Here is a 21,810-nt window from a genome sequence, read left to right as displayed (position 1 = left end):
GGAGCATTGCATGTCCCTCGATGCGCTCAATTCCAGACAAGGCGGCTGCGGCTCGGGCCAGTGCGCGTGCAAGAGCGCCGCGCAGGCGCGCGCGCGCGCGATCCGTTCGACGACACCGACTATGGCACGCCGCAGCGTTACGCCGATACCGACGTCACGCTCGAGATCGACGGCCAGCCGGTCACGGTGCCGGCCGGCACGTCGGTGATGCGCGCGGCGATCGAAGCCGGCGTGAACGTGCCGAAGCTGTGCGCGACCGACTCGCTCGAACCGTTCGGCTCGTGCCGGCTGTGCCTCGTCGAGATCGAAGGCCGGCGCGGCTATCCGGCGTCGTGCACGACGCCGGCCGAAGCCGGCATGAAGGTGCGCACGCAGTCCGACCGGCTGCAGGCGCTGCGCCGCAACGTGATGGAGCTGTACATCTCCGACCACCCGCTCGACTGCCTCACCTGCCCCGCCAACGGCGACTGCGACCTGCAGGACATGGCGGGCGTCGTCGGGCTGCGCGAGGTGCGCTACGGCTTCGACGGCGCGAACCATCTGCGCGATCAAAAGGACGAGTCGAATCCGTACTTCACGTACGACCCGTCGAAGTGCATCGTCTGCAACCGCTGCGTGCGCGCGTGCGAGGAAACGCAGGGCACGTTCGCGCTAACGATCGCGGCGCGCGGCTTCGAATCGCGCGTCGCCGCGGGCGAAGGCGAAGCGTTCATGGATTCGGAATGCGTGTCGTGCGGCGCGTGCGTGGCCGCGTGCCCGACCGCGACGCTGCAGGAGAAGTCGGTCGTGCAGCTCGGCCAGCCCGAGCACGCGATCGTGACGACCTGCGCGTATTGCGGCGTCGGCTGCTCGTTCAAGGCGGAGATGAAAGGCACGCAGGTCGTGCGCATGACGCCGCACAAGAACGGCCTCGCGAACGAAGGCCACGCGTGCGTGAAGGGACGCTTCGCGTGGGGCTATGCGACGCACAAGGATCGCATCACTAAGCCGATGATCCGCGAGAGGATCACCGACCCGTGGCGCGAAGTGAGCTGGGAAGAGGCGCTCACCTATGCCGCCACGCAGTTCCGCAAGCTGCAGGCGAAGTACGGCCGCGACTCGATCGGCGGCATCACGTCGTCGCGCTGCACGAACGAGGAAACCTATCTCGTGCAGAAGCTCGTGCGCGCCGCGTTCGGCAACAACAACGTCGACACCTGCGCGCGCGTGTGCCACTCGCCGACCGGCTACGGCCTGAAGACGACGCTCGGCGAATCGGCCGGCACGCAGACCTTCGCGTCGGTCGCCAAGGCCGACGTGATCGTCGTGATCGGCGCGAACCCGACCGACGGCCACCCCGTGTTCGGCTCGCGCCTGAAGCGCCGCGTGCGCGAAGGCGCGAAGCTGATCGTCGTCGATCCGCGCCGCATCGACGTGGTCGACGGCCCGCACGTGAAGGCGTCGCATCACCTGCAGCTGCGCCCCGGCACCAACGTCGCGATCGTCAATGCGCTCGCGCACGTGATCGTCACCGAAGGGCTCGTCGACACGGCCTTCGTCGCCGAACGCTGCGAGACGCGCGCGTTCGAGCAGTGGCGCGAGTTCGTTTCGCGCGCCGAGAATTCGCCGGAAGCGACCGCGGACGTGACCGGCGTGCCGGCCGAGCAGGTGCGCGCCGCCGCGCGGCTGTACGCGACCGGCGGCAATGCCGCGATCTACTACGGGCTCGGCGTGACCGAGCACGCGCAAGGCTCGACGATGGTGATGGGCATCGCGAACCTCGCGATGGCGACCGGCAACATCGGCCGCGAAGGCGTCGGCGTCAATCCGCTGCGCGGCCAGAACAACGTGCAGGGCTCGTGCGACATGGGCTCGTTCCCGCACGAGCTGCCCGGCTACCGGCATATCGGCGACGCCGGCGTGCGCGCGCTGTTCGAGGACGCGTGGGCGGCCAAGCTGCAGCCGGAGCCGGGGCTGCGCATCCCGAACATGTTCGACGCGGCGCTCGACGGCAGCTTCAAGGGGCTGTACTGCCAGGGCGAGGACATCGTGCAGTCGGACCCGAACACCCAGCACGTCGCGGCCGCGCTGTCGTCGATGGAGTGCATCGTCGTGCAGGACATCTTCCTGAACGAGACGGCGAAGTACGCGCACGTGTTCCTGCCCGGTTCGTCGTTCCTCGAGAAGGACGGCACGTTCACGAACGCGGAGCGCCGCATCTCGCGGGTGCGCAAGGTGATGCCGCCGCTCGCCGGCTACGCGGACTGGGAAGTGACGCTGATGCTCGCCCGCGCGCTCGGCTACGAGATGGACTACGCGCATCCGTCGGAGATCATGGACGAGATCGCGCGGCTCACGCCGACCTTCTCGGGCGTGTCGTACGCGAAGCTCGACGCGCTCGGCAGCATCCAGTGGCCGTGCAACGAGCATGCGCCGGAAGGCACGCCGACGATGCACATCGACACGTTCGTGCGCGGCAAGGGCAGGTTCATGATCACGCAGTTCATTCCGACGCCGGAAAAGGTCACGCAGCGCTATCCGCTGATCCTGACGACGGGCCGCATCCTGTCGCAATACAACGTCGGCGCGCAGACGCGCCGCACCGACAACGTGCAGTGGCACAAGGAGGACCGGCTCGAGATTCATCCGCACGACGCGCAGGACCGCGGGATCCGCAGCGGCGACTGGGTCGGCATCGAGTCGCGCGCGGGCCAGACCGTGCTGCGCGCGCTCGTGACCGAGCGCATGCAGCCGGGCGTCGTATACACGACGTTCCACTTCCCCGAATCGGGCGCGAACGTGATCACGACCGACAGCTCGGACTGGGCGACGAACTGCCCCGAGTACAAGGTGACGGCGGTACAGGTGATGCCGGTCGCGCAGCCGTCCGACTGGCAGCGCGCGTACGCGCGCTTCAACGCCGAGCAGCTCGACCTGCTCGAACGCCGCGCAGCCCCGCCCGCGGCCGTGACGACCGGCAAGTGAGGACGCCATGAACACCGGACACCTGATCGACATGGCCAACCAGATCGGCGAGTTCTTTGCATCGATGCCGGATCGCGACGAGGCGCTGGCCGGTATCGCCGACCACATCCGGCGCTTCTGGGAACCGCGGATGCGCCGCGCGCTGCTCGCGGCGTTCGACGATCCGGCCGGCGACGCGGCGCAGCGCGCCGCGCCGATCGTCCGCGAGGCGATTGCCGCCTATCGCGACACGCTGACGCCTGCCGACGCGCCCGTCTGAACGCCCGACCGGCGTATCGCCGCCGCTACGCGGGCAGCGACACGCCGGCGAACCAGCTCTCGCAGTGGCGCAGCAGCGCGTTCGTGTCGGACGCGAGCCGGCCGCGCGCCGCGATGTAGCCGTCGGGCCGCACCAGGTAGAACGACGGACGAGACCGGCCGTAGGCGTCGGCCAGCCCTGCCGCGCCGTCGCCTTCGGTATCGGCGACGCGCCACACGCGCACCGCGCCCGGCATGATCCGTTCGAGCGACTGCGCAAGCGCTTGCGCGGCCTCGGCAGCGGGCGGCGGCGCGCCCGCCCCGCCCTCCTGGGGCGGCTCCTCGAGCAGCAGCAGCGTGAAGCCCGTCGGCTCGTGCAGGTCGAACAGCCGCGCGACGCCCGGCGCCTGCCCGAGCGGCCCGTCGATCACGTGCACGAGCGCATCGGGCGCCCGCTCTCCCGCGCGCGGGCCGCCGTCGAGCACGCGCTCGAGCGTGAGCGGGCTCTTGCGGTACTGCACCCCCAGTTCGCTGACCGTGCGCCGCACTGCGTCGCGCATCGGCCCGAACGACGCCAGCAGCGGCACGACATGATCGCGCAACAGCTTCATCGGCCCGCGATCGGCCTCGACGATCTGCGTCAGGAAGCTCGTCTGCCGCAACACGTCGCGCTCGATCGGATGGCGCTCCGCGTGATACGTGTCGAGCAGCCGCTCCGGCGCCCCCGCGCCCAGCACCCGCGCGAGCTTCCAGCCGAGGTTGAACGCCTCCTGGATGCCGGTGTTCATGCCCTGCGCGCCCGCCGGGCTATGGACGTGCGCGGCGTCGCCCGCGAAGAACACGCGCCCGTGCCGCAAGCGCTCGACCATCCTGCTATGCAGGTGGAAATAGGACGACCACGTCAGGTCGCTCAGGACGATCGGCGTCCCCATCCGCGCACGGACGATCTCCTGGCATTGTGCAAGCGACGGCCCGCGCTCGTCGGACAGCGCGCCGTTCTCCCGCGGCCGGTCCGCGACCAGCCGGTAGCGGCCGTCGCCCATCGGAAACAGGCCCGCGATGCCTTCCGCCGTCGTGAACAGATGAATCTCGTCGTCCGGCCAGTCGGGAATCGCCGCGAGATCGGCGAGCAGGAAGGTCTGCTCGAACGGCCGGCCGGCAAAGCCCACGCCGAGCAGATGCCGCACCGTGCTGTGCGCGCCGTCGGCGGCGATCAGGTACGACGGCGCGAGCCGCTCCTCCGCGCCGCGCGCATCGCGGATCGTCACGTCGAGGGACGCGCCGCCCGCGTCGCAGGCGGTCAGCGCAAGGCCGCGCTCGACCGTGACGCCGAGGCTTTCGAGATGCTCGGCGAGCAGCCGCTCCGTGACGCTCTGGTCAAGAAAAAGCAGATACGGATAGCGCGTCTGCAGCGGATCGAAATCGAGCCGGGCGATCACGCGGCCGTCCGCGTGCAGCGCCGCCGCGTGCGCGCGATGCCCGCTCGCGAGAAACGGTTCGACCACGCGGTGCTGCTCCAGCAATTCGAGCGTGCGCGCCTGGATGCCGATCGCGCGCGAATACGGCGACGGCTCCGCCGCCTGGTCGATCACGCGCACCGGCACGCGCGCCCGGGCAAGGCTCATCGCGGCGGCAAGGCCGGTCGGCCCCGCGCCGACGACCAGCACGGGTGGGATATCGAGCAGTTCGTCGACCATGAGAACCTCGATGACACGCGACCCTGCAAGTCTACGCCGCTCCGCCTGACGGGACCATATGCCGGACGGCCGACCGGGGCCCCTGGCCGGGTATGGGACAATGCGCGTTTCCCGCCAGTTTTCGCGTCATGGATTCCGCCTTCGACCGAGCGTACGCCGCGCATCGCGCGGGCCGCCTCGCCGACGCCGAGCACGGCTACCGCGCCGCGCTCGCCGCCAATCCCGCTGACGCCGACGCGCTGCATCTGTTCGGCGTGCTTCGGCATCAGCAGGGGCAGCACGCCGAAGCGGCCGATCTCGTCGGCCGCGCGGTCGCGCTGCGCCCGGACGATGCCGCGCTGCAGCTCAATCTCGGCAATGCGCTGAAAGCGCTCGGCCGCGTGGAGGAGGCGCTCGACCGCTTTCGCAACGCGCTGACGCTCGCACCCGAATTTCCGCTCGCGCACTACAACCTCGGCAACGCGTATGCGGCGCTGCAGCGTCACGACGAGGCGATCGACGCGTTCGGCCGCGCGCTGCGGCTCACGCCCGACGACGCGTCGATCCACAACAATCTCGGCAACGCGCTGAACGCGCTCGGCCGCCACGACGATGCGCTGGCCGCGTTCCATCGCGCGCTGGCGCTGCGGCCGGGCCATGCCGGCGCGCACAACAACCTCGCGATGGCGCTGTCCGCGATGGGCCGGGCCGACGACGCGATCGCGCATTTCCACGCGGCCATCGCCGCGCAGCCGCGCTTCGTCGCCGCCCATTTCAACCTCGGCAACACGCTCGACGCGGTCGGCCGCCACGCCGAAGCGGCCGCGGCGTTCGAAGCGACGCTCGCGCTGCATCCGTCCTTTCCGCTCGCGCTGTTCGGCCTCGCGAACGCGCTGAGCGCGCAGGACCGCCATCGCGACGCGCTGCCCTACTACGAACGCGCGGTCGGCCTCGATCCGTCGTTCAGCCTCGCATGGCTGAACCTCGGCACCGCGCACCACGCGCTCGGCGCGCACGAGATGGCGCTGCGCGCGTTCGACCAGGCGCTGCGCGTCGAGCCGGACTTCACGCTGGCGCAATTGCATCGCGCGGTCACGCTGCTGACGCTCGGCGATTTCACCCGCGGCCTGCCCGCCTACGAGGCGCGCCACGCCACGCCCGGCGCGACGCCGCTCGGCGCGCTGCCGCGCTGGCAGGGCGAGCCGATCGCGTCGCGCACGCTGCTGATCCGCGCGGAGCAGGGGTTCGGCGACACGCTGCAGTTCGTCCGCTTCGTGCCGCTCGCCCGCGCGCGCTGCGCGCACGTCGTGCTCGAAGTGCAGCCGGAACTCGTCGCGCTGCTCGAACCGGCCGCCGCGCGCTGGCGCGTCACGCTCGTCGCGCAGGGCGCGGCGAAGGCGCCCGCGGCGGACATCGGTTGCACGCTGCTGAGCCTGCCGTTCGCGCTCGGGCTGCAGCCGGACGACATCCTGTCCGGCACGCGCTACCTCCACACCCCGGACGCAGCCCGCCGGCGCTTTCGCGGCTCCCTCGGCGGGCAGCAACGACGCAAGTTCGGCATCGTCTGGTCCGGGCGGCGCAACGCACGGGACAATCGCTCGATGCCGCTGGCCGAGCTCGAGCCGCTGTTCGCGTTGCCCGACATCGACTGGATCGTGCTGCAGCCGGCCGTCGACGACGACGAGCTGGCCCGCCTCGACGCGCATCCGCGCGTCCACCCGTTCGGCGACCGGCTGACCGACTTCGCCGCGACGGCCGCGCTGATCGAACGGCTCGACGGCGTCGTGTCGATCGACACCGCAGCCGCGCACCTCGCCGGCGCGCTCGGCAAGCCGTTGTGGCTGATGCTGCCGTTCGCGGCCGACTGGCGCTGGTTCGGCGGTCGCGACTGCCCGTGGTATCCGCAAGCCCGGCTCGTGCGCCAGCCCGCGCCGGGGCAATGGCGCGACGTCGTGAGCGAAGTCGCCGACATGCTGCGCACTGCCTGAGCCCATCGGCAGTGTCGAGATCGCGGGCGTAAACCCGTCGATCGTCGTCGCGAGGCTGTACGCGAGCGCGAAGCCGGCCGTGCGCACGTCGGCCGGCATCGCGCCGTTGCTTGATGCATAAAGGAACGATAGCCGCAGCTCGACCACGCGCAGCCGCAGGAACGACGGCTGCGCGACCAGACACTGAACGGCCGGATAGGCGGTCACGAGCATGAGCAGCGTGAACGCGATCAGCACCGGGCGGCGGCCGATGCGGTCCGACAGCGGCAGCCAGACTGCGAGGGCTCCGCCCGGCGCTGGGCGATGAAGTCGTGGTGATAGACGGCAAGAGCGCTATACGTTTCGTGCGATTGCCCTGGGTTGTCAGAACATCGGCCTCCAAATTCAGATCAGTCCGATCGACTGCCGGCGCCCCAGCGATCACAATTTCGGATTTACTTCGACGCCAGCGCCACATCCGCTCCACGCCCGTGCCGCACCGCGTATCGCCGCCATGAATCCATCGCCATTCGTTCCCGTTGAAGGCGACCTTGCCGTTCCCCGATTCCGTCCGCTCGACGGCATCCCGCTCGGGCGCGAATGGGCGTTTCGCGGCACGTCGGACGCCCGATCGGGCAGCCCGTACACCGCTCGGACCGAGACTACCTGCATCGACGTCGATGCTCCGCATCGCGCCTGCCACTGGACGCCGTCGAGCAATGCGGAGCCCGAACCCGTCGTGGTCCACCCTCGCTCGCATTCGGACGCTGCCGCACCTGCGCGGCGCGCCGTGCTCGCGTCCTGCTGGACCCTCGGCGCGCTCGGCATCATCGGCTGGCTCATCGCTGCCCACGAACCGGCTTTCGATCCTGCGCGGGTGCCGGGAAACACGCAAACGGGCGTCACCGCCATCAGCCGCATCGCCCAGCCGCCGGAGCCCGCGCTCGCCGCTGCCCGCGTACCTGCCACCGAGTCTTCGGTCCACGCCGCGCCCGAAGCGGCAGCGGCCAAGCCAGTGATCACTGCCGACGCCGCGCCGATGACCGCCAAAACCGAACATCCGGTCGTGACGCACGCCGCCGCGCTACCGCGGACTGGTCGTGCGAGCGAACGGCAGGCAACGGCGCGCGCGCAGCCCGCGATGCCCGCCGCGCACCACCGGGTCGCCGCACGCGTCCAGCCCGCACCACCGCCGGCGGCAGCCTCCGCGCTTCGGCGCGCGTCCATGTCAGCGCCGCTCGACGATCTCGACGACCCGCGAACGCTGATCGCGCTGGAAAAGGCGCTGCGAACCGAACAGCCCGCCGCCGTGCGGGCACCGCAAACGGCTGCGGCCGACGGCGACTGGACGTCGCGGCTGTCACATCGGCGCCTGACCGACACGCCGGACGCATTCATGCACTGACCGGCGTGCCGCAAAAAAACAACCCGATCCGTGCAAGCCGATCGGGTTGATTCGTTCAGTGTGCCCTTGTCGTCAGGCCCGGCGAGGATCGTCGATCCTTGTAGTTCCAGGCCGGCGCGCGGCTACTTGTGCGCCGGCAGCCCCGTCTCGGTCTGCCGCTCGAGCTGCTGCACCTGCTGCTGCAGCTCGCGCAGCTGCGCCTGCGCGGCGCGCTTCTCGATCTGCAGCGCATGCGCCTGCTCCTGCGCCGACTTCTGCCGCTGCGCGACTTCCGCCTGCTGGCTGCGCGCGATGCCCAGGTCCGCCTGCAGCTGCTGCGCGCGACTGTTCGACAATGCGATCACGCGCTCGAGAAACGCCTTCTGCGCCTGCAGTTCGGTCCGGCGGATTTCGATGTCCGACAACTGTACGGTCTGCTGACTGAAATTCGCATAGATCATTTCCGCGCGACTCTTGTCCTGCGACTTGATCACGCGCCACAGGTGCTTGTCCTGGAACAGCGCGACGTAGTACGTCATTTCCTGCGGATCGAACATCAGGCTCGCGCCGTAGCTGCCGTTGTACGTGGTGCGCATTTCGACGACCCGGCCGTCGCGCAGCATCCGCGTCAGCTCGGCGACGTTGCCTTGCGCGGCCCCCTCCGCCGCGGGTGCGGCTTCGCCGCCCAGGCTCGTCACGGCCGGGCGGGTGCCGGCGACGGGCGCCGTGTCGTCGGCGGACCACGCCGCAACGGCGTGCGCGCATGCGGCCATCGCAACGATCCACGTTGCGCATCGGACAGGGGAAAGATTTCGGAAGACCAACGTCAGACTCCGGCGGACGAATCGGGAACGCACGATTATCGTTCAATTCGCCGACGCCGCATCTCGAATTTAGCGAGATGCGGCGCGTCGTTGCAACGCTTGACGGTCTTACAGGCGGGTCTCGCGCGCGGCACGCAGGAATGCGTCGAGCAGCGGCGTGCAATCGAGCAGTTCGGCCCCGCCCGCGCGATGGAACTCGGGGTGCCACTGCACGCCGACGACGAACGGCGCGCGCCGGTAGCGGATGCCCTCGATGATCCCGTCGCCGGCCGAGACGGCCTCGATGTTCAGGTCACGGCCCAGGTCGCGGATCGCCTGATGGTGAATCGAGTTGACGATCGCCTCGCGGCGCCCCGGGAACATGCTCGCGAGCGTCGAGCTGTCGGGAAACCGGATCGCGTGGCGGTGCTGGTCGTAATGCTCGCTCACGTGCGGGTTCGCGGTCGGCACGTCGGTCGCGATGTCCTGGTAGAGCGACCCGCCGAACGCGACGTTGATCAGCTGGCAGCCGCGGCACACGCCGAGCACCGGCTTGCCGGACTCGACGAATTCGTGCAGCAGCTCGAGCTCGTACATGTCGCGCACGCGGTCGCCCGGCCATTCGGGATGCGCGTCCGACGCCGCATAGGTCTGCGGCGACACGTCGGCGCCGCCCTGCAGCAGCAGGCCGTCGAGATGCTTCGCATAGTCGCGCAGGCGGATGTTGCTCGGATGCAGCATCCCCTGATGACCGACGGTCGGAATCATGAAGACCAGCACGTCGCGCGACATCACCCAGTGCGCGATCGATTCCTCCAGATACTGCAGCGTCTTGCCGCGCAGCCCCTTTGCACCCGGCTCCGGATGGAAGATCCGCGCGGACACGCCGATGCGCAGCGTGCGCTGCGTGATGCGCTGGCCGGCGCGATCGAACAGGCGGCGCGCACGCGCCGCGATGATCCGGCCGAACACCGACCACGGCGTGTCGCTCTGCTTCAGGTAGGCGGGCGGCGCGGTCTGCGCGCTCGCGGGCGGCGGCCGCGGCGTGTCGAAGTCGGGCGGCGCGCCGAATCCCGGCGGCGGCGCGCCCGGTTTGCGTTCGTTCGCCGTCGCGCCGGCGCCGCCGGCCGCGGCCCCCGGCGCACCCGGCTCGGACGCCCCGGTGACGGGCGAAGCGCCCGCCCCGGCGACGTCATCGACGACGCCTTGTGCCTCGGACGTCTGAGCGGCCGTGCCGGCCGCTGCGTTCACCGAATTCGGACGGGTGGGATCGGAAGAAGGAGATGACGTGCCGGCCGAGCCGGCGAAGGAAGGCGTGTTTTCGCTCATGACGGTGGTCTGCTGCGTCGCTCACGCGGGTGGATTGACGAAGGTTCATTATGCTTCAGTGCCCGATCGCTTGGGGAGCCGACAACATCTTGTCATCAATGTTGCAGGGGTCCGGTCACATCCCGCGCGGAAATCGCCGCCCGCCGGCGCACTGGACACCAGTGATATATCACCATAATATCGGCTCATTGCCCACGCGCCGGAACAATCCGCATGCCCTCGCCTCGCCCGGCCGCCGCGCCGCCATCCGCATGAACACCCGGATCGACGCCCCGCACGTCCACCGGCCCCCGGCCTCGTCCGCCAGTCTCGCCGAACGCGCGTATGCGCTGATCCAGCGCGACATCATCACGATGCGCCTCAAGCCCGGCGCGGCGCTCAACGAAGCCGAGCTCGTCGCGCGCACCGGCATCGGCCGCACGCCGGTCCATCAGGCCGTGCATCGCCTCGTGCTCGAGGGGCTGCTGTCGGTCATCCCGCGCAAGGGGCTGATGGTGCAGCCGCTGTCGCTCGACGACATCGTCGCGATCATCGACGTGCGGCGCATCAACGAAGCGCACTGCGTCGAGCTCGCCGCCCGCCACGCGACGCCGGACGATTTCGCGCGCCTGGCCGCGCTGCTCGACGACGGCGAGACCCGCGCCGACGCGCACGACGTCGAGGGCATGATGGAACTCGACCGCGCGTTTCATCTGACGATCGGCGCGGCCGCGCGCAACCCGGTGCTGGCCGAGATCCTGCGCGGGCTGCACGAGCGCTCGCTGCGCTTCTGGTTCGTCACGCTGTCCGCACCGGACCACCTCGCCGACGTCCAGCGCGAACACCGCGAACTGTTCGAACGGCTCGCCGCGCGCGACGCCGCCGGTGCGCGCGCGGCCGTCGAACGCCATATCGACTCGTTCCGCGCCGCCCTTCTTCAACATCTTCACCCCTGAGCCGACCATGACCACTTTCACGCCCTTCCCTCCGCTCGCCCAGCTCGCCGCGGATCTCGCGTCCGGCAGGACGACGAGCCGCGCGCTCGTCGACACCGCGCTCGCACGGATTGCCGATCCGGCCGGCCAGGGCGCGGTCGTGTTCACCGAAGTCGACGCCGACAACGCGCGCGCCGCCGCCGACGCGCACGACCGGCTGCGCGCGGCCGGCACCGTGCTGTCGCCGCTCGCGGGCATTCCGGTGTCGGTGAAGGACCTGTTCGACGTCGCCGGCCAGGTGACGCGGGCCGGCTCGCGCGTGCTCGACGGCGCGCCGCCCGCCGCGACCGACGCGATCGCCGTCGCGCGGCTCAAGCGCGCGGGCGCGGTGCTGGTCGGCCGCACCAACATGAGCGAATTCGCGTTCTCCGGCCTCGGCCTGAATCCGCATTTCGGCACGCCGCGCTCGCCGTATCGCCGCGACGTGCCGGGCGACGCGCGGATCGCCGGCGGCTCGTCGTCGGGCGCCGCCGCGTCCGTCGCCGACGGCATGGCGGCCGTCGCGCTCGGCACCGACACCGGCGGCTCGATCCGCATCCCGGCCGCGCTGTGCGGGCTCACGGGCTTCAAGCCGACCGCGAGCCGGATTCCGCGGCAAGGCGGCGTGCCGCTGTCGACGACGCTCGACTCGTTCGGCCCGATCGGCCTGACGGTCGCGTGCTGCGCGCTCGTCGACCGGATGCTCGCCGGCCTCGAGCCGCACGTGCCCGCCGCACGCCCGCTCGAAGGCGTGCGGCTCGGCGTGCTGACGAACTACGTGACGGACGGCGTCGACGCCGACGTCGCCGCATCGCTCGACGCCGCGCTCAAGCATCTGGAAGCGGCCGGCGCAATCGTCGCCGAGGTGCGTTTCGCGGCGCTCGACCGGCTGCCGGACATCAACCGCTTCGGCTTCTCGCCGATCGAGGCCTACGCATGGCACCGGCCGCTGCTCGCGCAGCACCGCGACCGCTACGACCCGCGCGTGCTGACGCGGATCCTGAAGGGCGAGCCCGCGAGCGCGGCCGACTACCTCGACCTGCTCGCCGCGCGCCACGCGCTGCTCGACGAAGCCGCGCACACGGTCTGGTCGCGCTTTGACGCGCTGGTCGCGCCGACGGTGCCGGTCGTGCCGCCGCGCATCGCCGAGCTGGAAACGGACGACGACGCGTTCGCGCGCGCCAACGCGCTGATCCTGCGCAACCCGAGCGCGTTCAACTTCCTCGACGCGTGCGCGCTGTCGCTGCCGTGCCATCCGCGCGACGCCGCGCCGGTCGGCCTGATGCTCGCCGCCGCGCCGCATCGCGACGACGCGCTGCTCGCGATCGGCCAGGCGGTGGAAGCGGTGCTGAACACGATCCGCTGACGCATGAGCGGAGCGCGCTGTCAGTTTCGTGCCAGTTCGTTCGCGCTAAAATCGCGCGATTGATTTCCGGACCGACCCACGAGGGACCTCGCTGACCATGAACGACTACACGCTTGCGCTACGCCGTGAACGCCGCCTGCTGATGCTGCTCGGCTGGGTATGCATCGCCCTGCTCGCCGGCGCGCTCTATCTGCAGTACGTGAAGAACGAGGACCCGTGCCCGCTGTGCATCATCCAGCGCTACTTCTTCGCGGCGATCGGCATCTTCGCGTTCCTCGCCGCCGGGATGCGCCACTGGCGCGGCGTCTGGCTGCTCGAACTGCTGATCGCGATCTCGGCGGCCGCCGGCGTCGGCACCGCCGCGCGGCACCTGTCGATCCAGATGAACCCCGGCTTCAGCTGCGGCTTCGACACGCTGCAGCCGATCGTCGACAGCCTGCCGCCCGCGCACTGGTTCCCCGGCATGTTCAAGGTCGCCGGTCTGTGCGAGACGGTCTATCCGCCGATCTTCGGCATCCTGCTGCCCGGCTGGGCGCTGATCGGCTTCGCGGCGATCCTGATCCCGGTTGCCGCGAGCCTCTGGCGCAATCGCCGCAAGCTCGCGGGCTGAGCCGCGACCGGTTCCGCGCGCGCGGCCGCGGCCGGCCGCAACTGCCGGCCGCATCTCACTGGCCAGGCGCGGCCGGCCGCGCCTGGCCGGCCGCGCGTAAACACCTACCCCTTTGCGGCGCGCCTTTCCGGGCAGACCGCCTCCCGCCCCGCTTCACCGTCGCACCCCGCCCAGCCCCGCCGGGCCTGCATCCCGGCCCGGCCTCGGACCGCCGGACCCGCGACGTCCCGCGACGGGCCTATGATCGACATGATCGCCGTCTGATAGCGCGCATCAACGCCGAACGATCTTCCGGCCTTTTTGCAGTGATATCGTGCGTGCTGGATGGCGATCTACGTGCGCGAGGCCGGGCAGTCTCGACCCCTGCGTAACGCGCGCCTGATCCGCAATGTCGACCGGATTCATCATGACAACGCAAACCATCCGCATCTGTCACCCTCATGGCGTCCGCGCCGCATTCGGCGGCTCATTCGGCGGCGCACCTCGCCCGCGCCGCGCATCCTGCGCCGACCGTCCGGGAGCGCGCTGATGGAACCGTGGCTCGGCGATCTCCAGCACATGCTCGCGCACGGCGAAGCGGCCGTGCTCGTCACCGTCGCGCACACCGACGGCTCCGCGCCGCGCGAAGCCGGCACCAAGATGCTCGTGACGCGCGACACCGCGCGCCACACGATCGGCGGCGGCCATCTGGAATGGAAGGCGATCGAAATCGCGCGGCACCTGCTGAAGGACGGCGCGCACGTGCCGCACGCACGCAAGCTCGAGCGGCTCGCGCTCGGCCCGAGCCTCGGCCAGTGCTGCGGCGGCGCGGTGGTGCTCGCGTTCGAGCGGCTCGACGTCGGCGATCTCGGCTGGATCATGTCGCTCGCGAAACGCGTCGCGGCCGGCGCCGCGACCGTGCGTAGCGTATCATTCGGCCCCTCGCCGGGCGCGCCGCTCCTGAGCGAGCCGGAACCGGCCGCCGCGCGCGCCGACTGCCTGCTGTGGGAAACCGGCGGCGTCTCGCTGATGACCGAGACGATCGCGCCGCATGCGTTCCCGGTCGTGCTGTTCGGCGCCGGGCACGTGAGCGCCGCGCTCGTGAAGGTGCTCGCGACGCTGCCGTGCAGCGTGCGCTGGGTCGACCGTCGCGACGCGGCGTTCCCGCCGTCCGAAACGCTCGCCGGGATCGGCAACCTGACGATCGACGCGAGCGACAACCCGGGCGACGCCGTCGACGCCGCGCCGCCGCAGAGCTACTTCGTCGTGATGACGCACGATCATGCGCGCGACTTCGCGCTGGCCGAGCGCATCCTGCGGCGCGGCGACTACGCGTACTTCGGGATGATCGGCTCGCACACGAAGCGCGTGCAGTTCGATCACCGGCTCGCGGCGATCGGCGTCGATCCGGCGCAGATCGCGCGGATGCGCTGCCCGATCGGCGTCGAAGGCATCGTCGACAAGGCGCCCGAAGTGATCGCGATCTCGGTGGCCGCGCAATTGCTGCAGGCCGTCGAAGCGCACGCGCAGGCTTCCCCTACTTTCTGACCGACCAAGAAAAACGCCATGACCCCGACATTCAAAGAGAAAATCGCCCGTGCGCCGAAAGCGGAGCTGCACATCCATATCGAAGGCTCGCTCGAGCCGGAGCTGATCTTCGCGCTCGCGAAGCGCAACGACGTGAAGCTCGCGTACGACTCGATCGACGCGCTGCGCGCCGCGTACGCGTTCACCGACCTGCAGTCGTTCCTCGACATCTACTACGCGGGCGCGAGCGTGCTGCTCACCGAGCAGGATTTCTACGACATGACGGCTGCGTACTGCGAACGCGCGCTCGCGGACAACGTCGTCCACACCGAGCTGTTCTTCGACCCGCAGACGCACACCGAGCGCGGCGTGCCGATCGAAACGGTCGTCGCGGGGATCGAGCGCGCGCTCGCCGATGCGGAGCAGCGCGGCCTGTCGAGCCGGCTGATCCTGTGCTTCCTGCGCCATCTGTCCGAAGAGGATGCGCTCGCGACGTTCGACGCCGCGCTGCCGCTCTTCGAGCAGTACAAGCATCGCCTGATCGGCGTCGGCCTCGACTCGTCCGAGCGCGGCAACCCGCCGTCGAAGTTCGCGCGGGTGTTCGAAAAGGCGCGCGCGCTCGGCCTGAAGCTCGTCGCGCACGCGGGCGAGGAAGGCCCGCCCGCGTATGTATACGAAGCGCTCGATCTGCTGAAGGTCGACCGGATCGACCACGGCGTGCGCAGCATCGAGGATGCGGCGCTCGTCGAGCGTCTCGCCCGCTCGCGGATGGCGCTCACCGTCTGCCCGCTGTCGAACCTGAAGCTGTGCGTGTTCGACGACATGGCGAAGCACACGCTGAAGGCGCTGCTCGACCGGGGCGTCGCGGTAACGATCAATTCCGACGATCCGGCCTACTTCGGCGGCTACGTCAACGACAACTATTTCGCGACCGTCGAAGGGCTGCGCCTGACGGACGCGGAAGTCCACACCGTGATCCGCAACGGCTTCGAGGCGTCGTTCGTCGACGCCGCGCAGCGCGACGCGCTGACCGCGCGCCTCGACGCGTACTGGCACGCCGCCTGACGAGGCGACCGACGAATGCGGACTGCCGCGGTCACGGCGACCGACCGTGAGGAACGCTTTTCCGATTGATATCCGAGGCGGCGCGGGCCGTCGCAACCCACCCCGCGCCGCCGCTCGCACCACGCTGATCGTTTTTTTCACGCAGGACCATTCGTCATGACGCAAACCGCTTTCCGCGCCCGGCTGCTGACCTTCAGCGGCGACCCGGCGCAATCCGCCCAGGCCGTGCACTACGAGACCGACGGCCTTCTGATCGTCGACGACGGCAAGGTCGTCGCGGCCGGCCCGCACGCGCGGCTCGCCGCGACGCTGCCGCCCGACGCGCTCGTGCACGACCTGCGCGACAAGCTGATCGTGCCCGGCTTCATCGACACGCACATCCACTATCCGCAGACGGACATGATCGCGTCGCCGGCGCCCGGCCTGCTGCCGTGGCTCGACAAGTACACGTTCCCGACCGAGCGGCAGTTCGGCGACGCCGACCATGCGCGCGAGGTCGCGGAATTCTTCGTCGACGAACTGCTCGCGTGCGGCACGACGAGCGCGCTCGTCTACTGCACGGTGCACAAGCAGTCGGCGGACGCGCTGTTCACGGTGAGCGACGCGCGCGACCTGCGGATGATCGCGGGCAAGGTGCTGATGGACCGCAACTGCCCCGAATTCCTGCGCGACACCGCGCAATCGGGGTACGACGACAGCGCGGAGCTGATCGGCCGCTGGCACGGCCGCGGCCGCCAGATGTACGCGCTCACGCCGCGCTTCGCGCCGACGTCGACCGACGCGCAGCTCGAGGCGTGCGCCGAACTCGCGCGCCGCCATCCGGACGTGTTCGTGCAGAGCCACGTGGCCGAGAACGTCGACGAGGTGAAATGGGCGGCCGAGCTGTTCCCCGGCCACCGCAGCTACCTCGACATCTACGATCATTACGGGCTGCTGCGCCGCCGCGCGGTGTACGGCCACTGCATCCATCTCGACGACGAGGACCGCCGCCGGATGGCCGAGACGGGCACCGTGGTCGCGCACTGCCCGACGTCGAACTTCTTCCTCGGCAGCGGCCTGTTCGACTTCGACAAGGCGGGCGAATACGGCGTGCCGGTCGCGCTCGCGACCGACGTCGGCGGCGGCACGTCGTTCTCGATGCTGCAGACGATGAACGAGGCGCACAAGGTCGCGCGGCTGTCCGGGCATCACCTGAGCGCCACGCGGATGTTCTGGCTCGCGACCGCGGGCGCCGCGCACGCGCTCGACCTCGCGGACACGGTCGGCACGCTCGCGCCACGCACCGAGGCGGACTTCGTCGTGCTCGATCCGCAGGCGACGCCGCTGCTCGCGCGCCGCACGCAACGCGCGGAATCGCTCGAGGAGCTGCTGTTCGCGTTCGCGCTGCTCGGCGACGACCGGGCCGTGTACCGTACTTACGCGGCCGGCCGCTGCGTGCACGAGCGCGGCACCGCGCGCCGCGCCGCCTGACCGAATGCCGGCGCGCGCCGCGCGATGCGGTATCCGAACCGCTTTTGCGCGCGGCGCGCACCGTGCTAGAATCCGCTCCTCATTGGGGAGTAGCCGCTCCGCTCGATGTCCCGCGCCACCGGCGCGCATCGTGACGGAGGCGTCCGTCAACAGACTTGGCCGTTCGGCCATGGCGGGCGCAGCCACCGAAGGCCTGGCGAGACCGATGGTTCACAGTGCGCCGCATCAGGGCCCGGCGCGCCGTGGATCGTCGCTCGCACGCATAACGACAGGCCCGTGGAACCCCCGTACGTGACCCAAGCCTTCCTGATCTCCACCGGCGCCGTCGCCCTCGCAGAAATCGGCGACAAGACGCAACTGCTTTCCCTCGTGCTCGCCGCGCGCTATCGCAAGCCCGTTCCGATCATTCTCGGCGTGCTGGTCGCGACGCTCGTCAACCACGGCTTCGCGGGCGCGCTCGGCGAATGGCTCGGCGCGCTCGTCACGCCGTCGATCATGCGCTGGGCGCTCGCGTTCTCGTTCATCGGGATGGGGCTGTGGATCCTGGTGCCGGACAAGCTCGACGCCGACGAAGCCAACGCGAACCGCTCGCGGCTCGGCGTGTTCGGCGCGACCCTGGTCGCGTTCTTCCTCGCCGAAATGGGCGACAAGACCCAGATCGCGACCGTCGCGCTCGCCGCGCGCTTCCAGGATTACATCGGCGTCGTCGCCGGCACGACGTTCGGGATGATGCTCGCAAACGTGCCGGCGATCCTGCTCGGCGACCGCTTTGCGCACCGCCTGCCGACGAAGGTCGTGCACGGCATCGCGGCCGTGCTGTTCGTCGTGCTCGGCGTGCTCGCGCTGTTCGGCGTCGGGGCATGACCCGCGCGGCGCGGCGCCGCCATCGCCTGCTACTTGACCGCCGCCGCGCCCGACGCCGGCGCGGCCGACACCGCGCGCTCGTTGGCCGCCGGCGCGGCCGGCCCGCCCTTCTTGTCGACCGGCAGCCGCACCGTCCTGACCGCGCCGTTGCCGAGCGGGAAATCGGCGAGCGCGCTGCGCGCGAGGAACGGCATCGCATACAGCAGCACGCCGTTGTCGCCGGTCGTGCGCGCGGTCACGTTATAGACTTCCTTGCCCGTCGCGCGCTCGGTGATGCGGATGCCGAGCGTGTAGTCGAACACCTGGTACGTCTGGTTCACGTAGCCGGCCGGGAACGGCCCCCAGGGCCCCCACGGGCCCCACGGCCCGCGCCGCCAGTACGGCCCCGGGAACCAGGGGTCGTAATAGACCGGCGTCGGCACCGCCACCAGGTCGCTGCCGACGCCGTAGGTCAGCCCGACCAGGTAGCGTGCACTCGCCTGCGGCACCTGGCGGAACGCATACGAGGACAGCTCGCCGGCAACGATCGGCTCGTAGGTCGACTGCTCGATGCTGTTCTTCTGCGCGTCGCTGCGCGTGAAGGCATAGGTGCGTGTCGCGTCGCTGCCGCTCCAGTCGGAGAAGGCCGTGACCTGCGTCGTCACGTAGCTGGTGCAGCCCGCCAGCAGCGCCACGCACAGCGCCGCCAGCCAACCCGCACCGCGAAAAATCCGTTCGCGTCTCATGATCGTCCTCGTCAATCCGTCACCCGGCCGTCGCGTCGCGCGAAACGGTCGGGATGCCGATAATACGCGGACTGTCCGAAACGGTAAAAAGTTCGCACGGCACGCAAACTCAAGCCTTTGTACAATGGGCCGATTCGCCGGGCCCGCGCCGCGCGCCCGATCCCGATTCCACCGACCTCGACAACCATGTCCGACAACGCCTCCTCCACCGTGATCCGCCGCGCCGACTACACGCCGCCGGCGTTCCTCATCGATTCCGTCGCGCTCGAATTCGACCTCGCGCCGGCCCGCACGATCGTCAGGAACACGATGCGCGTGCGCCGCAATCCCGACACCGCGCCCGCCCCGCACCTGGAGCTGATGGGCGAAGCGCTCGAATTCGTCGGCGCATCGCTCGACGGTGCGCCGCATGCGGCCGTGCGCGCGCACGAGCGCGGGCTGACCGTCGAGAACGTGCCCGACGCGTTCGAGCTGACGCTCGACAGCGCCTGCGCCCCCGACCAGAACACGACGCTGTCGGGCCTGTACGTGTCGAGCGGCAACTTCTTCACGCAGTGCGAGGCCGAGGGCTTCCGCCGCATCACCTATTTCCTGGACCGTCCCGACGTGATGGCGTCGTACACGGTGACGCTGCGCGCGGACAAGGCCGCATACCCGGTGCTGCTGTCGAACGGCAACCTGGTCGATTCCGGCGAGCTGCCCGACGGCCGCCACTTCGCGAAGTGGGAAGACCCGTTCAGGAAGCCGAGCTATCTGTTCGCGCTCGTCGCGGGCAAGCTCGTCGCGATCGAGGAAAAGATCACGACCGGCTCCGGCAAGGAGAAGCTGCTGCAGGTGTGGGTCGAGCCGCAAGACCTCGACAAGACCCGTCACGCGATGGATTCGCTGATCCACTCGATCCGCTGGGACGAGCAGCGCTTCGGCCTCGAGCTCGATCTCGACCGCTTCATGATCGTCGCGGTCGGCGACTTCAATATGGGCGCGATGGAAAACAAGGGGCTCAACATCTTCAACACGAAGTACGTGCTGGCGAATCCCGAAACGGCGACCGACACCGATTTCGCGAACATCGAATCGGTGGTCGGCCACGAGTATTTCCACAACTGGACCGGCAACCGCGTGACCTGCCGCGACTGGTTCCAGCTGAGCCTGAAGGAAGGCCTGACGGTGTTCCGCGACCAGGAATTCTCGGCCGACATGGCCGCGGGCGACGACGCGAACGCGGCGGCCCGCGCGGTCAAGCGCATCGAGGACGTGCGCGTGCTGCGCCAGTTGCAGTTCGCCGAGGACGCGGGCCCGATGGCGCACCCGGTGCGCCCGGAAAGCTACGTCGAGATCAACAACTTCTACACGATGACCGTCTACGAGAAAGGCTCGGAAGTCGTGCGGATGTACCAGACGCTGTTCGGCCGCGACGGCTTCCGCAAGGGGATGGACCTGTACTTCAAGCGCCACGACGGCCACGCGGTCACCTGCGACGATTTCCGCCACGCGATGGCGGACGCGAACGGCCGCGACCTCGCACAGTTCGAGCGCTGGTACAGCCAGGCCGGCACGCCGCGCGTGACCGTGAAGACCGCGTATGACGCGGCCGCGCGCCGCTACACGCTGACCCTCGCGCAGGGCTTCGGCGACGCGTCACCGGCTGCGCGCGAAACGCAGAAGGGTCCGCTCCTGATTCCGTTCGCGATCGGCCTGATCGGCCGCGACGGCCGCGACCTGCCGCTGCGCCTCGACGGCGAGGCGGCCGCCGCCGGCACGACGCGCGTGCTCGAATTCACCGACGCCGAACAGACCTTCACGTTCGTCGACGTGCCGGGCGAGCCGCTGCCCTCGCTGCTGCGCAACTTCTCCGCGCCGGTGATCGTCGAGTACGACTACAGCGACGACGACCTCGCGTTCCTGCTCGCACACGACAGCGATCCGTTCAACCGCTGGGAAGCAGGCCAGCGCCTCGCGACCCGCGCGCTGCTGACGCTCGCCGCGCGCGCGGCCGCCGACGAGCCGCTCACGCTCGGCGAGAATTTTGTCACCGCGTTCCGCCGCGTGCTGACCGACGACGCGCTGTCGCCCGCGTTCCGCGAGCTCGCGCTGACGCTGCCGTCCGAAACCTACCTCGCCGACCAGATGGCCGAGTCCGATCCGGCCGCCGTGCATCGCGCGCGCCAGTTCGTGCGCCGCCAGCTCGCGACCGCGCTGCGAGCCGACTGGCTCGCCGCATACGACGGCCAGCAGACGCCGGGCGCCTATGAACCGACGCCGGACGCGTCCGGCCGCCGCGCGCTGAAGAATCTCGCGCTCGCCTACCTCGCCGAGCTGGAAGATCCGGCCGACGCGGTGCGCGTCGCGAGCGCGCAATACGACGTGGCGAACAACATGACCGATCGCGCGGCCGCGCTGGGCGCGCTGCTGTCGGCCGCCGCGGCCGGCGCGAACGAGCCGGCCGAGCGCGCGCTCGCCGACTTCTACCGGCGCTTCGAAAAGGAAGCGCTGGTGATCGACAAGTGGTTCTCGATGCAGGCGGCGCAACGCGGCACGCCCGCGCACCCGACGCTCGACAAGGTTCGCAAGCTGCTCGCGCATCCGGCGTTCAACCTGAAGAACCCGAACCGCGCCCGCTCGCTGATCTTCAGCTTCTGCGCGGCGAACCCCGCGCAGTTCCACGCGGCGGACGGCTCGGGCTACGCGTTCTGGGCCGAGCAGGTGCTGGCGCTCGACGCGATCAATCCGCAGGTCGCCGCGCGCCTCGCACGCTCGCTCGAACTGTGGCGCCGCTTCACGCCCGCGCTGCGCGAGCGGATGAAGGCTGCGCTCGAGCAGGTCGCCGCCGGCGCCAAGTCGCGCGACGTGCGCGAGATCGTCGAGAAGGCGCTCGCCTGACGCGACCCGTT

Annotated in this window: 15 protein-coding genes, 2 pseudogenes and 1 riboswitch; of the genes and pseudogenes, 12 read left to right on the top strand and 5 right to left on the bottom strand. The window is 70.1% G+C overall.

The window, feature by feature from the left end; genetic code table 11:
- Positions 1-10 precede the first annotated feature (10 nt).
- Together fdhF and KY49_RS03675 are read left to right on the top strand one after the other, a co-directional pair.
- Positions 11-2,964, top strand: a pseudogene (gene fdhF, locus KY49_RS03680) (formate dehydrogenase subunit alpha).
- A gap of 7 nt (positions 2,965-2,971) precedes the next feature.
- Positions 2,972-3,223, top strand: coding sequence for a formate dehydrogenase subunit delta (locus KY49_RS03675; protein WP_042583407.1), 252 nt, complete (start codon positions 2,972-2,974; stop codon positions 3,221-3,223).
- Positions 3,224-3,248: 25 nt separating this feature from the next.
- Here KY49_RS03675 and KY49_RS03670 read toward each other — a convergent pair whose 3' ends face one another.
- A complete protein-coding gene (locus KY49_RS03670; protein ID WP_042583406.1) occupies positions 3,249-4,898 on the bottom strand; it encodes an FAD-dependent monooxygenase in 1,650 nt (549 codons plus the stop codon).
- A gap of 128 nt (positions 4,899-5,026) precedes the next feature.
- Here KY49_RS03670 and KY49_RS03665 point away from each other — a divergent pair, with 128 nt between their 5' ends.
- Entirely contained in the window at positions 5,027-6,865 is a 1,839-nt protein-coding gene (locus tag KY49_RS03665) for a tetratricopeptide repeat protein (RefSeq protein WP_042583405.1), read from the top strand.
- Positions 6,866-6,874: 9 nt separating this feature from the next.
- On the opposite strand, the pseudogene KY49_RS35055 reads toward KY49_RS03665, so the two are convergent.
- Positions 6,875-7,141, bottom strand: a pseudogene (locus KY49_RS35055) (MFS transporter); the annotation flags it as partial.
- Between the two features lie 217 nt (positions 7,142-7,358).
- Between KY49_RS35055 and KY49_RS03660 the strand changes: the two are divergent.
- Positions 7,359-8,249 carry a hypothetical protein gene (locus KY49_RS03660; protein ID WP_042583404.1) on the top strand — a complete coding sequence of 297 codons (891 nt, stop codon included), beginning with the start codon at positions 7,359-7,361 and terminating at the stop codon, positions 8,247-8,249.
- A 122-nt stretch (positions 8,250-8,371) separates the two neighbouring features.
- On the opposite strand, the gene KY49_RS03655 is transcribed toward KY49_RS03660, so the two are convergent.
- Positions 8,372-9,052: a DUF2968 domain-containing protein gene (locus tag KY49_RS03655; protein WP_071733167.1), complete on the bottom strand. Its 681-nt coding sequence runs from the start codon at positions 9,050-9,052 to the stop codon at positions 8,372-8,374.
- 108 nt (positions 9,053-9,160) lie between these two features.
- Positions 9,161-10,360: a gamma-glutamyl-gamma-aminobutyrate hydrolase family protein gene (locus tag KY49_RS03650; protein WP_042583402.1), complete on the bottom strand. Its 1,200-nt coding sequence runs from the start codon at positions 10,358-10,360 to the stop codon at positions 9,161-9,163.
- Positions 10,361-10,611: 251 nt separating this feature from the next.
- Between KY49_RS03650 and KY49_RS03645 the strand changes: the two genes are divergently transcribed.
- The 7 genes from KY49_RS03645 (at position 10,612) to KY49_RS03615 (ending at position 18,194) form a co-directional block, all read left to right on the top strand.
- The gene (locus KY49_RS03645; protein ID WP_042584541.1) at positions 10,612-11,295 is read left to right on the top strand and encodes a GntR family transcriptional regulator; all 684 of its coding nucleotides are present in this window, start codon (positions 10,612-10,614) and stop codon (positions 11,293-11,295) included.
- A gap of 7 nt (positions 11,296-11,302) precedes the next feature.
- Positions 11,303-12,679: an amidase gene (locus KY49_RS03640; protein WP_042583401.1), complete on the top strand. Its 1,377-nt coding sequence runs from the start codon at positions 11,303-11,305 to the stop codon at positions 12,677-12,679.
- Between the two features lie 97 nt (positions 12,680-12,776).
- Positions 12,777-13,289 (top strand): disulfide bond formation protein B, encoded by a 513-nt coding sequence (locus KY49_RS03635; protein ID WP_042583400.1) that lies wholly within the window; start codon positions 12,777-12,779, stop codon positions 13,287-13,289.
- A gap of 528 nt (positions 13,290-13,817) precedes the next feature.
- Positions 13,818-14,816, top strand: coding sequence for a xanthine dehydrogenase accessory protein XdhC (xdhC, locus tag KY49_RS03630; RefSeq protein WP_042583399.1), 999 nt, complete (start codon positions 13,818-13,820; stop codon positions 14,814-14,816).
- 18 nt (positions 14,817-14,834) lie between these two features.
- Positions 14,835-15,860 (top strand): adenosine deaminase, encoded by a 1,026-nt coding sequence (locus KY49_RS03625; RefSeq protein WP_042583398.1) that lies wholly within the window; start codon positions 14,835-14,837, stop codon positions 15,858-15,860.
- Positions 15,861-16,016: 156 nt separating this feature from the next.
- On the top strand, positions 16,017-17,330 hold the full coding sequence (guaD, locus tag KY49_RS03620) for a guanine deaminase (RefSeq protein ID WP_042583397.1): 1,314 nt from the start codon (positions 16,017-16,019) through the stop codon (positions 17,328-17,330).
- 72 nt (positions 17,331-17,402) lie between these two features.
- Positions 17,403-17,541: riboswitch (yybP-ykoY riboswitch) on the top strand.
- 80 nt (positions 17,542-17,621) lie between these two features.
- A complete protein-coding gene (locus tag KY49_RS03615) occupies positions 17,622-18,194 on the top strand; it encodes a TMEM165/GDT1 family protein (RefSeq protein WP_010091713.1) in 573 nt (190 codons plus the stop codon).
- 29 nt (positions 18,195-18,223) lie between these two features.
- Here the strand turns inward: KY49_RS03615 and KY49_RS03610 are convergent, their stop codons facing one another.
- Positions 18,224-18,919, bottom strand: coding sequence for a DUF4136 domain-containing protein (locus KY49_RS03610; protein ID WP_010091711.1), 696 nt, complete (start codon positions 18,917-18,919; stop codon positions 18,224-18,226).
- Positions 18,920-19,105: 186 nt separating this feature from the next.
- Here KY49_RS03610 and pepN point away from each other — a divergent pair, with 186 nt between their 5' ends.
- Positions 19,106-21,799, top strand: a complete 2,694-nt coding sequence (gene pepN / locus KY49_RS03605) for an aminopeptidase N (RefSeq protein WP_042583396.1) — start codon at positions 19,106-19,108, stop codon at positions 21,797-21,799.
- Positions 21,800-21,810: the final 11 nt, after the last annotated feature.

Source organism: Burkholderia sp. MSHR3999 (assembly GCF_000833595.1).
Taxonomy (GTDB): domain Bacteria; phylum Pseudomonadota; class Gammaproteobacteria; order Burkholderiales; family Burkholderiaceae; genus Burkholderia; species Burkholderia ubonensis.
Note: the sequence above shows the minus strand (reverse complement) of the source record. Positions and strands in the feature narration are given on the sequence as shown.

Coding starts and splice junctions, on each gene's coding strand:
- KY49_RS03665 (WP_042583405.1), top strand. CDS start 5,027: ATGGATTCCGCCTTCGACCGAGCGTACGCCGCGCATCGCGCGGGCCGC.
- KY49_RS03625 (WP_042583398.1), top strand. CDS start 14,835: ATGACCCCGACATTCAAAGAGAAAATCGCCCGTGCGCCGAAAGCGGAG.
- KY49_RS03640 (WP_042583401.1), top strand. CDS start 11,303: ATGACCACTTTCACGCCCTTCCCTCCGCTCGCCCAGCTCGCCGCGGAT.
- xdhC (WP_042583399.1), top strand. CDS start 13,818: ATGGAACCGTGGCTCGGCGATCTCCAGCACATGCTCGCGCACGGCGAA.
- KY49_RS03650 (WP_042583402.1), bottom strand. CDS start 10,360: ATGAGCGAAAACACGCCTTCCTTCGCCGGCTCGGCCGGCACGTCATCT.
- KY49_RS03660 (WP_042583404.1), top strand. CDS start 7,359: ATGAATCCATCGCCATTCGTTCCCGTTGAAGGCGACCTTGCCGTTCCC.
- KY49_RS03670 (WP_042583406.1), bottom strand. CDS start 4,898: ATGGTCGACGAACTGCTCGATATCCCACCCGTGCTGGTCGTCGGCGCG.
- KY49_RS03635 (WP_042583400.1), top strand. CDS start 12,777: ATGAACGACTACACGCTTGCGCTACGCCGTGAACGCCGCCTGCTGATG.
- pepN (WP_042583396.1), top strand. CDS start 19,106: ATGTCCGACAACGCCTCCTCCACCGTGATCCGCCGCGCCGACTACACG.
- KY49_RS03610 (WP_010091711.1), bottom strand. CDS start 18,919: ATGAGACGCGAACGGATTTTTCGCGGTGCGGGTTGGCTGGCGGCGCTG.
- KY49_RS03645 (WP_042584541.1), top strand. CDS start 10,612: ATGAACACCCGGATCGACGCCCCGCACGTCCACCGGCCCCCGGCCTCG.
- guaD (WP_042583397.1), top strand. CDS start 16,017: ATGACGCAAACCGCTTTCCGCGCCCGGCTGCTGACCTTCAGCGGCGAC.
- KY49_RS03675 (WP_042583407.1), top strand. CDS start 2,972: ATGAACACCGGACACCTGATCGACATGGCCAACCAGATCGGCGAGTTC.